This is a genomic window from Vibrio sp. V08_P9A1T1 (assembly GCF_963874405.1).
Classification (GTDB): Bacteria; Pseudomonadota; Gammaproteobacteria; order Enterobacterales; family Vibrionaceae; genus Vibrio; species Vibrio anguillarum.
In genome coordinates this window covers 1-14,895 of record NZ_CAWNIB010000302.1, presented here as the reverse complement: position 1 = coordinate 14,895, position 14,895 = coordinate 1, and the positions used below count along the sequence as shown (strand labels likewise).

The window sequence follows — 14,895 nt, the reverse complement described above, 5'->3', positions numbered from 1 at the left end:
ATTCTAATGTGCGAGAAAGTTGAGATTCGAAATCTTGCCAAAAGCTTGTTATTTACTTCGCTGTTTTGTGTGGTGATCGCCTTTACCACTCAGGCCATTTGGCCCAGTGACATCACGTTGCACTTAGCAATAAGCTTTGGCTACGGTTACAGCGCAGTGGCCATTGCTCACTTACTGAGTCGCTTCGCACCGCAGTTGTCCGCACGTTTAGTGAACGTTTTTTCGCTCACGGGGTCGATGATTTTCGGTACGTTACACGCTTATTTATGGCTTAGTAAATACGCGCACTTTAGTCATTTTTCAGCAATGAAACCGGTGATTTTTCTCGGTTTCGTTTTTACTGGCGTTTGCTTTTTCTACTTCTACGCGCATGAACAAAAGCTGATTGCTGAAAAAGCGCTGGAAGCCTCCAAACGGCGTCAATCTGAACAAGAGAAAGCCTTGATTTTGAGCCAGTTGCAGCAGCTACAAAGTCAAATTGAACCCCATTTCTTATTTAATACGCTTGCCAATATCAGCGTGTTGATTGGCTCTGAGCCTTATAAAGCGCAAATGATGCTCGAAAAGCTAACCGACTTATTGCGTGGGTCGCTGCGTAGTAACCGCAATCGCACCACAACGCTACGTGAAGAGTTACATTTAGTCGATGCGTATTTGGGTATTCAAAAAATTCGTTTAGGTGATCGGCTGGATTATGAGATTGCAATGCCTGGCGCAGCGGATGACATTCCTTTGCCGCCGATGCTGTTACAACCTTTGGTTGAGAATGCTGTTAGCCATGGTATTGAGCCTAAAGCCGCGGGGGGGAAAGTGACCATCAAAAGTGAAATTTATGACGAGTGGTTTGAAGTCAGTGTCTGTGACAGTGGCATTGGATTGCAGCCGAGTGCTCTTTCAGCAGGACATGGTATTGCGTTGGATAATATTCGTCAGCGCTTAAGCGGCCTATTCGCTGATGATGCGTGTCTCACTATCGCCCAAAATCATGATGCTGGCGTGACGGCAACGATTAGAATAAAGCGGCTATTATTGGACCAACTACAAGGAAGTGCCACATGAGTACTGTCTCTGCGACCGCTATTATTGCTGATGATGAACCGTTATTGCGGCATCATTTAAACCGTGCATTAGGAGAAGTGTGGCCAGAGCTCGATATTGTCGCGCAAGCCGAAAATGGACGCGTGGCATTGTCCATGATTGAGCAGCATCAGCCTGAGGTGGCCTTTATTGATATTCGAATGCCAGAAATGGATGGTATGTCGCTCGCAAGGCAATTGGCTGGTTTGGCAAAGCCACCACTGATTGTATTTATCACCGCCTATGACGAGTATGCCATTCAAGCTTTTGAAGCCAATGCGGCGGATTATTTATTGAAACCGCTTTCTGAAGCGCGTTTAGTGCAGTGCTGTACTAAGTTGCAGCTAAGATTAGCCGAGCATTCTTCTGAGCGACAATTACCTGATTTGCAAACCCTTTTACAGCAGATACAGCATATAAGCCAACAGGCATCGCCGTCGTTTTTAAGCTGGTTAAAAGTTCAAAAAGGTGAAGATATTCACCTGATTTCGGTGGCGGATATGTTGTACGCTAAAGCCGAAGACAAATATTTATCCATATACATAAAGAGTGATTCTGGAGTGCAGGAGTTCTTACTGCGCAGTTCATTGAAAGAGTTGCTGCAGCAGCTTGACCCGAATCAGTTTTGGCAAATCCACCGTTCAACGGCAGTGAATGTTGCCAAGATAGATAAAGTGAAAAAAGAGTTCACGGGTAAAATGTACGTCTTGATTGGTCCTGATAAGTTACCCGTCAGCCGTGCGCTGCAAGCTCAATTTAAGTCGTAACTGAATTTAAACCGTCGTTCGATTGATCGCGTGATTAGCGGTGTGCGATCTGCTTGGCGGACAGGGTAAATTGGAAGAAAGCATCCACAGACATAGGTTCAGAATAATAAAAACCTTGGATGTAACGTACACCCAACAGCTCTAATTCTCTCACCTGATCTTGGTTCTCAACGCCCTCAGCAATCAGCCGCATGTTCAATTGCTTTGCTAGTTTAATCATCGACACTAACACCGAAGTAATGGCTGAATTTTGATGCAAGCTTTTAATAAACACTTGATCAATTTTGAGAGTGTGGAAGTCGTGTTGGTGGATAAAATTTAAACCCGAGTAGCCAGTGCCAAAATCGTCAATGGCGATTTTAAAGCCTAGCTGTTTCAGTCGTTGTAAGTTTTCCATGGCTAACTTCAACTCGTCCACGTTGAAATGGTTGTCTTCGGTGATCTCTAGCAGAAGTCGTGGAACAATCGCTGGGTGTTTTGTCGCGTAGCGTTTCATGTAATCCATAAAGTAATTATCAATGATCAATAACCGGCTGATGTTGATGCTGATGTATTGATCGTGCAACGCATGTTTGTGCTGCTCCACACATTCTGTCACCAATTTCAACACACGGTAGGTGATTTGGTGAATCACGCCAATACGCTCTGACAACGGGATAAAAATGGTGGGTGAAATATAGCCTTGAGAGGGTTCATTCCAGCGCAGTAGCGCTTCGCTACCAACAATTCTATTTTCGGTAATATCGACGATCGGTTGTAAATAGAGTTCCAACTGATGGTTTGATATTGCCTCTCTCAAAGAGACTTCTAAGGTGTTTCGGCTGAGGTAATAGTTGTGATAAGCAAGATAAATCAAAGAGATAATACTTGCTGTAAGCAAGACAAGCCATAAGTTATCGAGAAAATGGTAAGCATAAGATCCGTTATTTAAGTAGATCTGAATTGAGAGTGGGTAATGCTCGGATTTAAAGAGAAAGCTAGTATGAGCAGAATCGATCTCTTCCTGATCACTGCGAATACTTTGGCTTAACACGTTGACCTGATAGCCGTAGTGCCATTTGGCAAGTTTAGGAGCGACTAGGTTCATAAACTGTTCTGGAGGCATCAGTGCATTGAGGCCGCTCATATCTGGCTGTGAAGCATAGACAAAAAATGTTTGCTCTTTACTGCGAGATTTTGTTAATGAAATGGTCGTATTCGTTGGAGATTGTTTAAGCCTGTCAAGAATATGTTTGTATAAATGAATGGTGGTATGGCCTTCATTGCTGGTGCAAAAAATAGTCCCGTAAGCGTTGTACATGCCCACTTCTTTGACCATTTTCGAGCGAAATACATAGCTCCTTAGAGCAATGATGTCTTCTCTTTGGCAGTGCTTTGAAATGTTTTTACTTAACTGGTTCAGTTCATCCGACGTTTGATTGATGTGATGTTCCAGTTGTGTAATGGCTTGTTCACCGAAGCGGGTTGCCTGCCGGTTAGTGTCATAAAAGTTTTTAACTATCGCGAAAGTAAACACAAATAAGAAAATACCCAGAATAGGAATAAATGCGTTTATCTTTGCCGAAAGTATCTCTTTTGCAACGCTAAATTTGCTCGGTGAACTGTCATTGTTTTGCATTACAGACAGTGCTCATAGGTTATTACCAGTAAAAATCAGTATTGCTTTTATGTTGATTACTATAAGTAATTAATTTCTAAACGTAACCTAGAGTCTTGTCTCAAAAGTGAGATGAAAGAGCAGTTATCTGTTTTTCAAAGGCTTTGTTGCTCATTTCCAATTTCATAATTTTCTTAATATACAAGTCGATAGTGTTTTTTTATGAGGTTAGTGCCTAGCGCGACTCCATTTTGACGCTGGTGAGCCTTTAACGCACAATTAGATTAAAATGTAATCTACAGAAATATAAAATTGCATAATCAATTGCGACTAAACTAACAATTAGTTTACTGATCGTTTTTTCATCTATCTCATCGTCGAGAAGTATTTGGGGGCCTTATGGATTTACAAGTGGTTGTTCAGCCTGCGTCAGTAAGCGAAGTGGTGGGGGATGTTATTGCTGTCGATGCCAAAGGTAACGCGCGTCAAGTGACGGTGGGTGACTCCTTGATGAAAGGTGAAATCTTAATCACGGTTAATCATTCATCGGTCACTTTGTTTATCAATGGGCAAGTGGCGGTGGTCGAACAAAACTGCGTCGCGTGCTTTGGTGACACTGTGTTAGAACACGATACATCAATAGATCTGATCCAGTTTCCTGTCGCGGGCGACATTAACGCTGATCTCACCCAACTTAATGAGGCCAATTTTGATGCGGATAATATAGCCGCTATCCAACAAGCCATTTTAGATGGCCAAGACCCGACCCAAATACTTGAAGCAACCGCCGCCGGAGCCGGTGGTGAAGGCTCTGCAAATGCTGGCTTCATCACCATTGATTACAATTTTGCAGAAGTATTGGCGAGTACGTTTTTCGAAACTGCAGGGCGTGATGCTCAGCAATCATTGACTGAAACGAATTTGAGTCCGTTGCGTTTTACCGCTGGGGGTGAATCATTATCAGCGGCATTAGTTGAAGGTTCGCTCTCACTAAATTCGTATCCACAATCAGTGACGGCAAATGTTTTAATCGCGGCGGGAGATCTGCCACTGGATGCCGCCTCTTTTGTCCCTGAATCCCTTTCATTAGCTGCGCTATTGTCAGAGCTGAATAGCGATATTACTTCGGCTGGGCGATCAGTAAGCTTTCGTTATGATGCTACGGCTAACTATATTGTCGGTGAACTTGACGGCAATGAAGTGCTACGGATTGATTTAGTGGCGACGTCTGTCGGTAAAGACATCAACTTAGAGATAGTGACGACCATTAGCCAACCGATTGACCATGTTCCCTCCGTGGGAGGTGGCTTAGTTTCTTTTGCTAATGATCAAATTGCGATTCAATTCGATGTGACCGGTTCTGATGCGGGTGGAAATCCTATTCGCTCGCCGATTTCTATCGCAATCAGTATTGGTGATGGTAATAACCCTGTTATGTCCGATGAACCGTCGACGTCCGTTTATGAGGATAATTTGGCGAATATCGGTTCGGATGCCAGTGCTTCACAGACGATTACCGTTTCAGGACAGTTTGATACCCAATTGGGTTCTGATCAAATTGAAAGCTATCAGTTGGATTTAAGTGCTAACCCGTTGGCTGGGTTAACCTCGGCTGGTGTCGCGGTGCAATTGGCCTCTTCCTCGTCATTGAACGGGGTTTATACCTATCAGGCGAGCGCCAATGGCCAGCCTATTTTTGAGTTGATATTAAACCCAGACGGTCGTTACCAGTTTACGTTACAAGGCGCGCTGGATCATCCAGCCAATAGTGATGAGTTATTACTCAACCTTTCTGTATTAGCAACCGATTATGATGGTGATAGCTCTGAAAGTGTGCGTTTACCAATCAACATTATTGACGATAAACCTGAAATCATTGGTGTGGATACGCTCAGCGTTGACGAAGACGATTTAGCGTCAGGCTCAGACAGCAGCAAAGAGCCGTTGTTCGCCGAAGGCTATTTCACCACCACTCAAGGGGCCGATACGGTAGTGAGTTATCAGCTTGATACCAGCATCAACCCCATCGCTGGGTTAACCTCGCAAGGTGAAAGTGTGGTATTGGGCGCGGCGACAGTTGATGCCAACGGTAACTACCTCTATCAAGCAAGTACTACCCCAAGCGGTCAGACGGTATTTAGCTTAGTGCTTAACGCAGATGGTAGTTATCGTTTTACCCTACAAGGGCCAATTGACCATGCGCAGGGGAGCGATGAGCTACTGGTGAATTTCAAGGTGGTTGCAACTGACTATGATGGCGACAGCGCCAACATTCTGCTGCCTGTCACCATTCATGATGATCAGCCAATCATCGCGGGCGTGCAAGCGCTCAGCGTTGACGAAGACGATTTAGCGTCAGGCTCAGACAGCAGCAAAGAGCCGTTGTTTGCCGAGGGAGTTTTTACTACTCAAAGCGCGGATAAGGTGGTGAGCTATCAGTTGGATACCAGCAGTAACCCGCTTGCAGGACTAACTTCGCAAGGTGAAGCGGTGAGTTTGGGCGCGGCGACAATCGATGCCGACGGCAACTACCACTATCAAGCTAGCGCTGCACCGAGCGGCAATGCGGTGTTTAGTTTGGTGCTCAATGCGGATGGTAGCTATCGTTTTACCCTGCAAGGTCCGATTGACCATTCGCAGGGGAGCGATGAGCTGCTGGTAAATTTCAAGGTAGTGACAACCGATTATGATGGCGACAGCGCCAACATTCTGCTGCCCGTTACCATCCATGATGATCAGCCAATCATCACCGGCGTGCAAGCGCTCAGCGTTGGCGAAGACGATTTAACGTCAGGCTCAGACAGCAGCAAAGAGCCGCTGTTCGCTGAGGGAGTGTTTACCACTCAAAGCGCCGATAAGGTGGTGAGCTATCAGTTAGATACCAGCAGTAACCCGCTTGCGGGCTTAACCTCGCAAGGCGAAGCGGTGATCTTGGGCGCGGCGACAATCGATGCCAATGGTAACTACCACTACCAAGCCAGCACCACACCCAGTGGCAATGCGGTGTTTAGCTTAGTGCTCAATGCGGACGGCAGTTACCGTTTTACTTTGCAAGGTCCGATTGATCACGCCGCAGGCAGCGATGAGCGACTGGTGAATTTCAAAGTGGTGGCGACGGACTATGATGGCGATGCCTCCGATATTCTACTGCCTGTCACTATTGTTGATGACAAGCCAACGATTGTCGGCATTCGCACCGGTAGCGAGCAAAGCGTGGATGAAGATGACTTAGCCACGATCGGTTCTGATCGTTCAGACAGCACCGTTATTGCTGGGCACTTTGATGTGATTGACGAGGCCGATGGTATTGTCAGTTATCAATTATCGGATCTTGTAACGCCTGTCGAGAATTTAACGTCTGGTGGTCAAGAGATAGAGATCATCCAAATTTCAAGCAATAATGGTGTCACTGTTTATGAGGCGGTGATTAAGAATACAACGGACGTGGTTTTTCGTCTCACGTTAAATGGCTCGGCCGATAGTTACCAATTTGAACTGCTTAAAGCCATCGACCACCCTACTGCTGCTGGCGAAAATATCTTTATTTTAGATCTTCCGATTACCGCAACTGATAGAGATGGCGATGTTTCAGCTGCAATCAGTCTTCCAATATCAATTGTTGATGATATTCCGACTTTGCATGACAAAACCATTGATCGTTATGAGAGTGCTGGTAATAAGACAGTCAATTTATTTAGCCAAGACAACAATACCTCACCGGATACTCAAGGGGCTGATCATGGTGCGATCACTAAATTTGTGGCCGTTGATGAAGCGGGTCGGGATATTCAATTTAGGGATGGCAATGGCGCAAGCTTAGCTAATGAAATTGAACTTAACGGCATCACAAAAACGGTCACGGTTGTCGAAATAAAAAATGGTGTTGAGCGTGATTTAGGCACACTGACGATTACGCCTAACGGTAACGCGACATTTAAACCAGTTGCTAGCCTTGAACATGGTGATGATCCGACCATTTCATTTACTGTCGATGTCACTGCGCAAGACTTTGATGGCGATGTCTCAACCGAACAGTTGAACATCAATATTCTTGATAGAAATGCCACTATCACAGTTGCTAACGTGATTGGCGCTGAAGACGCTGGACGCGATGGTGTCACTATTCCGTTGAGCGACCCCAATCAAATCACTAATAGCCAAGATAACCAATCCGGCTTAAATACTTCACCGCTTAAAGTGGATTTGCAGATCAATCTTTATGATTTGGATCGCAATGAATCGATTGGTGATGTAAAAATCACGGCCAGCAACGCGCATGGCGATTTTTACTATCTCAATAGTTCGGATGTTTATGTCAAATTAGAGCTAGTCAGTGGACGATTTGTTTTGCCCGCAGATGCGGTGGAGCAAAGCTTAACAGGCAGTGTTGCTAAGATTGAAAACTTGTATTTTGTGCCTGACCGTCACTATGCCAGCGCTAACGGTGGCTTCCAACTCAATATTACTGTGCAGGTTTTGAATAATGGCCTGCATGATCATAATGTGAACGGGAAATTGCGCATTGAGGTGGAAAGTGTGGCCGATATTGCTACTTGGACCTCAAGCAGCCAATTTCATTATGATGCAGTAGAAGATAGTGACAATATTACTCTCGATGTTTTAGCGCAGACACAAGATAACAGTACCCCCGAAACAATCCTGTATGAGATCCGCTTTACTCAAGGTGAAGGTGAGGCGCAGCTAGTTTATGCCGATGGTACGCCAGTTGTAATGAGCTCGGATGCTTCAGGTCACTATTATCTTGTTAGCGCGAGTAACATTAACCAAGTACAAGTTGACCCCAATGATAATTTCAGTGGTCAGATCAAACTTGATATTACAGCGATCACGACCGAGCAAAATAACGCTCACGTTGGTAAAGAGAGCGCTCGATCAGAAACGAAAGAAATCGTGATAGATGTTAGCCCTGTTGCCGATATGGGTAGCTTCTCTGTCAATCGAATCAATGTTTTTGAAGATAATGCCGCTACGCAAAATACCGTTGACCCCACCACAGATCACGATCCCTTGTTATTAAGTGAAGTCATTACGATGGCGGGATCCGTTGATTCTGATGGTTCAGAAACACTCTATGTGCGTCTCTCTGATTTTTCAGAAACAGGTGTCACACTGATTTGGTTGGGAGCCGGAGCCAGCGAAATATCACAAATAACCGATGCCAATGGTCATACTTATTATGAAGTTCCTGAACAATATCTTGACCAAGTTGAAGTGCTACCCCCATTGCATAGCAACGCTGATTTTACCTTCTCTGTTGAAGGCATCATTAAAGATAGCGTTACTCTTTCTACGGGTGCGGTGGCAGATGAAATATCGTTAGGTGCTAAGACGGTTAATGTTTCAGTTAAGGGCGTAGCAGATATTCCAACCATTGATTTTCACTCAAACAGTACTAACACTTGGAATGAATTTAGTGAAAATGGTCTGCAAGTGATTGAAACGACGATTGATGAAAATCAATCCGTTGGCTTTGGCTTTAGTGTGTTATCCGGTGAGCTTGCGGATAATCCAGCGGACAGCTCTGAGTCGATCACCGTTTTGCTATCGAACATTCCAGATGGTGTCAAACTGTATGACAGTGTTGGTAGCGTGATTAACTTGGTATTTGTTGGTTACGATACTGCGCAACAACCTATTTATCAGGCAAATCTAACTTCAGCGCAGGTTGATTCAGGTATTCGAGTTGAGCCATCTCATTCATCGACCGAAAACATCAACATCAAAATGACCACCATCGTTACTGAAAATGATGGACATACGCGTCAAATTGAGTCGGAAATTCGCATTAAAGTGGCACCGGTGATTGATGTTGTTGACAACTATCAATCACACTCGCTTGGTAACGAGGACAGCCTCATTAATATTCATTGGCAGCCAGAAGAGGAACAACATCTTGATGCTGATGAATATTTTGCCTCTGTTACACTTTCTGGCTTCCCAGCAGGTAGTACTATTTACGTCGATGGTGTTGTCACGACCTTAGATAGTGATGGCAAGCTCATTTTGACCCCCGCACTGGGACAGAGCGAGCAAGATTTCTCAGCGCAAGTGCTGACAACGGGTTACGTTCAAGTTCAGCCACCAGAACACTCCAGTACTGATTTTACCTTGAGCACAGAGATTGTGGTGAAAGAACAAGACAACGAATACGTCGATGCAATCAATTCTGGCGAAGGTATTGCTTCGAAAGTCATTCATGGCTCTGTTGATGTTACGGTAAGGCCGATAGTTGAAGCTGATGGACAACTGCGTGTTGAAGACAACGGCGTAGTCACAAATAAAGCTGTCGCAGATGCCTCTGGTGCTATCTACTTTACTATTAATGATGCGGCCGGCGGCGAGCCTAATGCGAACGTTATACGCTTTGATAATGCAGACACTCAATCGACAGAAGGTTACCAATCATTAGAAGTGGTCGACCAACTGGTGGTGCGTTTTAGCAATATTACGCCACAGGTACTTGATCAACTACTGATTACTGGTGCAATTAATAATGGGGATGGTTCATGGACCATTGTTGATGAGCAGAATTTCAGTGTAAAAGCGCCGAATGGCCTGACATTGAGTAGTGGTAACGATCCTGATGGTGATGGTTATAACGACATCACTGTGACCATTTTTGCCCAAGTGTATGACCAAGGGGAAGATAGCTCTGAAGCCAAAGTGGTTCAACAAGTGCAATCAGAGCTCACCTTACAATTTCCGCTCACTGCTACGGGCAACAACACGGTAGCGGCTGACATTACTTTAGTTGGCAATGCGGATGATATTGTATTAGGCGTCGAAGATAACGCCATTAACTTAGGTCAGCAAATTCAAGATAAATTGATGGTGAGCGCTTCAGGTTTTGATGGTGTAGAAGATGAGCTCAGTATTGTCATCGCGCAAAGTGTGCTGCCAGTTGGCGCAAGTTTATCTGGTGTTCATTTTGATTTCGTTGATGGCTTGTATGTATACAAAGGTACCGTGAATACCGATGGCTCGATTTCAGGGTTAGAAAATCTGCAACTGCATCTGCCTGAAGATTACGCGGGCGACTTTAATTTGCCGATCACTTTTGTAACGACAGACACGGCTTCTGGTGATGAAAAAACCTTCAGTACGCAAATCCCAGTGGCAGTTTCTCCGGTAGCTGATGTTCCCGGAACGCATCAACCGCAAGATGATGACATTACCCCTAAAGCGACATTGACTGTGGAAGGTTCGCTTGGGTTAGATGCAAATCATCAGCCGACTTCAAGCTCGTCCGACGTTCCGACCAATGACGGCACCGGGTATGAAGATGGTATTATTCATCTTTCGCTCGACATTGACCTTGCTGATATTCGCAATAGCGCTACGGAAGGACAAGAGGTGCTGAGCGAAGTCACCTTAACCCTACAAGGAACCAATATCGGAACCTTTGTTGATGCGCAAGGCAATGATCTCGGTACCAGTATCACTTTTAGTCAGCCTCAGCTACCTGCGGCATTAGACAATGTTTATTTCAAACCCGCACCCAATTATCCGACTGGCGATGATGATAATACCGTCAACATTACCGTGGCGGGGAAAGTGACTGATATCACGCAATTTGATGATACCAATGCCAATGCGTTGGGTGTGGCTAATACTGATGCTGATAAACCATTTACCACACAAGTAAGTTTTGATGTGACGCCAGTGGTAGACGACGTCATTATTTCCAGTGGTGGTAGCAGCAATATTGAAGTGAGCGGTCTGGAAGATGAGTGGATTCTCCTTTCTAAACCGGGTTCCGAATTTACCGTTGATCTGACCGATACAGATGGCTCTGAGGTATTTGTGTCGATCAAGCTTACTGGGGTGCCGACGGATTTTGTCGTGAGTTCTCTCTCTTCTGACTATACCGTGAAAAATAATGGTGGTGGTGAGTGGAGCATTCAGATTAACAACCCAGCACAAACCTCGATCAATTTATCCGATATTGCGATGAAACCTGCGAAGAACTTTAGTGGCGAAGTGGAAATCGGCATCAAGGTCTTTACCGAAGAATCCTTGCTTGGTGTGCCTGTAGAGCATAACGGCAGCTTTAGATTGGATATTGCGCCCGTTGGGGATGTGGTGGATGTTGAACCAGTGACTAACGGCGCTGGCGATGAAGGCGTTGACATTGAAATTGATATCAACGCGCAAATTATCGATAAAGCCGATTCCATTGCAGCCGGTGCGAACCATAGTGAAAACTCGCCAGAAACGTTGCGAATTGAAGTTTCCGGGGTGCCAGATGGAGCAAGTATTGCATTGCCTGATGGCACGCTGGGGACTTACATCGGTGGTGGAGTATGGCTGTTGAATGCCGATGCGCAAAGCTTAGATAAACTGATTTTTAATTCTGGTGATTGGCATAAGGACACTTGGGCGGGAGATCTGACGATTAAAGTACAGTCGGTCGATACAGGACTGGACGGTACTGAACATTTGGGGCCTGCGCGTGAGTTTACTGTTTCAGTTGATGTTCAGGCGGTCAATGATGCACCCACCATTGATAGTGCTACGGTCACCACAACGATTGATGAAGAGGCGGGGCAAAAAGTTACCGGCTTGAGTGTGAGTGATGTCGATTATGCAGGCTCACATGCCAACGACCCCATGACGGTGATTTTGAGCGTGAGCGAAGGTTTGCTCAGTGCCGTGATCCCCGCGTTAAGTTCTGTCACGCAGAGCACCAATTTGGCTGGAGAACTCGTCCTACAAGGCACGTTATCGGATATCAACGCACTACTTAATAGCAGCGATCCCGCCAGTGGCGTTTTTGTTGATGCCACCGCGATTGGTAGTGACCATATTGATCTGACAATTAAGGCCAATGATGGTGGTGTTTATGCCGACAATGTTTCTGGTATGGCGTTAGAAGAGACAGAAACCGTCAGTATTGCGGTGACGCCCAAAGCCAATACGCCGATATTAACCCTTGATCCGAGCTTTAATTATATGAAGCAGACGTATGTTAGCCAAAGTATCAGCGCTCAAGGTATTGCATTGCTGGGGTTAATCGCGGCATTAACGGATAGCCATGAAGTGTTGTCATTGGAGATCGACAGTCTGCCAAGTGGCGCTACCCTTTCTAGTAGCTCGGGCAGTGTGACTGAGCAAAACGGAGTGTGGATTGTTTCCGCTGATGCTATCGACGGATTACAGGTTAGCGGGCTCGATTTAGGGCAACACACTCTGTCGGTAGCGGCTATCTCAACAGAAACGGATGGTAGCCGTGCAGCCTCTGCATCAATTGATATTGCGATTGAAGTATTGCCTGACGGTAGCACGATTGATCAATCAACGAACGGGGATGATGCGCAATTGCTCGCCGGTAATGTTGGGGCGCAGTTGCTAGGAGGCAGTGGTCATGATCACCTTGAAGGTGGTGATGGTGATGACTCCTTAGTGGGTGGTGGCGGAAATGATACCTTGATTGGCGGGCTTGGTGCCGACATCTTAACCGGGGGAAGTGGCGCTGACATATTTAAATGGACGCTCGATACTGTTGATGAGCAAACCGACACTATCACTGATTTCAACGCTGGTGAAGGTGATGTGATCGATCTCACTGATGTTGTGGCCGATTTACATTTGCCCATGGATCAACTGCTCGTTTCGCTACACACTTCTCATCAGATAGAAGCGAAAGTGATGACCAACACGACGGATGTGGAATTGGAAATTCTGACGGACAATAACGTACACCAAACCATTGTGGTGCAAGATCTTGCCAGCCAATTCAATTTTGATGGCATGGCGTCGATTGACATTGTTGGCTTCTTATTGGACAACAACATTATCAAGCATGACGTTTAAATAAAGAAAAGAGCAGTTAAATAAAGAAAAAGTGCACCCAACGGCTTCATGCTCAGTTGGGTGCACTTTTTTATTTAGCAGTAAACACACCCCAGCGCTGTATCAGTCTGGGGGCATTTACAGTGGGTTAACCAATGATGATTTGGCTCAGCACATAACCTAAACAGCACGCACTCACGACGCCAATTAAACCGACGGACATGAACGAGTGGTTGAAGTAGTACTTACCGATTTTGGTGGTTCCTGTGGTATCAAAGTTGACCGTTGCAATATCTGACGGATAGTTTGGAATGAAGAAGTATCCGTACAGTGCGGGCATTAATCCCACCAGTAGCGCAGGTTCTAAACCTAGCCCGAGGCCTACAGGTAGCATCATTACCGCTACTGCGGCTTGTGAGTTCACCACAACAGAAACAATGAATAGTGCAAGCGCGAAGGTCCAGTGATGGTCGGTAACCATCTCAACAATGCCTGATTTAAACTGAGGCATCGCGTATTGAAAATAGGTATCCGACATCCAAGCGATACCGAAGATGGCAATTGCCGCTACCATACCTGATTTGAATACCACACCGTTTGGTACATCTCGTGGGTCGGTTTTGGTTGCCAGTAAAATGATACCGCCAAAGCAGAGCATCATCATCTGGATAACCACCGCCATACTGATCGGTTTACTGCCTTCAACAATAGTGCGTGTTTCTGGCACCATCGCTAGCACGACTATGGTTAATATCGCACCAATGAAAATCAACACAGAATTACGCGCTGCCGCGGGTAACGTTTCATTCAGCGTTGTCGCGGTTGTGTTTAGGATTTTCTCTTTCCACACTGGATCTTGCAGACGTTCTTGATACTCAGGATCATCATCTAGTTCTTTCCCGCGGCGCAAGCTGTACAAAGACATCAACAGCGTACCGAATAAGGTGGCAGGTACAGTGACCAGCAAAATAGAGAGCAAGGTGATCTCGTGTTGAATATTCGACAATTGAGCAAGGTAGTAGACAACGGCCGCTGAGATTGGGGAAGCGGTAATCGCGATTTGCGAAGCAACAGAAGACGCAGCCATTGGACGTTCAGGACGGATCCCATTTTTCAATGCCACATCACCAATGATCGGCATGATGGAATACACCGCATGGCCAGTACCCAGCATAAACGTCATTGCGTAAGTGACGAACGGTGCAATCAAAGTGACATTTTTCGGGTTCTTACGCAGTAAACGTTCTGCCACTTGCAGCATGTATTTCAATCCGCCAGCCGCTTCGAGTATTGAAGCACAGGTGACAACGGCAAGAATGATCAACATGACGGTGATCGGTGGTGATGTGGGTGGCATTTTGAAGACAAAAACTTCAATGACCAAGCCAATACCAGAAACCACACCAAGGCCAATACCACCGTAGCGTGAGCCTATATAGAGCATTAATAGCAGGAATAAAAATTCCAAATACAACATATCTGTTTCCTATCCAAAGGTGTTAATGAAAATATTGTCTAACGTAACGTTAAAAAAAGATGAAACCTTGTTCACACAACCATTTACCCTATAAATGAAACGACATTAATCAGAGATTGCTCACGCATTTTATTCAATAAGTAATGAATATGAATAAACAAATG

General features: G+C 45.4%; 5 protein-coding genes. 3 read left to right on the top strand and 2 right to left on the bottom strand.

Features of this window, described 5'->3' with window-relative positions; genetic code table 11:
- Nucleotides 1-6 precede the first annotated feature (6 nt).
- Both AACT21_RS15550 and AACT21_RS15545 read left to right on the top strand, forming a co-directional pair.
- Entirely contained in the window at nucleotides 7-1,059 is a 1,053-nt protein-coding gene (locus AACT21_RS15550) for a sensor histidine kinase (RefSeq protein WP_017042182.1), read from the top strand.
- A complete protein-coding gene (locus AACT21_RS15545) occupies nucleotides 1,056-1,844 on the top strand; it encodes a LytR/AlgR family response regulator transcription factor (RefSeq protein ID WP_094163184.1) in 789 nt (262 codons plus the stop codon). The genes AACT21_RS15550 and AACT21_RS15545 overlap by 4 nt, the downstream gene beginning before the upstream one ends.
- Before the next feature lie 34 nt (nucleotides 1,845-1,878).
- On the opposite strand, the gene AACT21_RS15540 is transcribed toward AACT21_RS15545, so the two are convergent.
- A complete protein-coding gene (locus AACT21_RS15540; protein WP_094163183.1) occupies nucleotides 1,879-3,462 on the bottom strand; it encodes an EAL domain-containing protein in 1,584 nt (527 codons plus the stop codon).
- A gap of 378 nt (nucleotides 3,463-3,840) precedes the next feature.
- On the opposite strand from AACT21_RS15540, the gene AACT21_RS15535 reads away from it, so the two are divergent.
- Entirely contained in the window at nucleotides 3,841-13,275 is a 9,435-nt protein-coding gene (locus tag AACT21_RS15535) for a retention module-containing protein (RefSeq protein WP_094163182.1), read from the top strand.
- Nucleotides 13,276-13,402: 127 nt separating this feature from the next.
- Here the strand turns inward: AACT21_RS15535 and AACT21_RS15530 are convergent, their stop codons facing one another.
- Nucleotides 13,403-14,731, bottom strand: coding sequence for an anaerobic C4-dicarboxylate transporter (locus tag AACT21_RS15530; protein ID WP_013868401.1), 1,329 nt, complete (start codon nucleotides 14,729-14,731; stop codon nucleotides 13,403-13,405).
- Nucleotides 14,732-14,895: the final 164 nt, after the last annotated feature.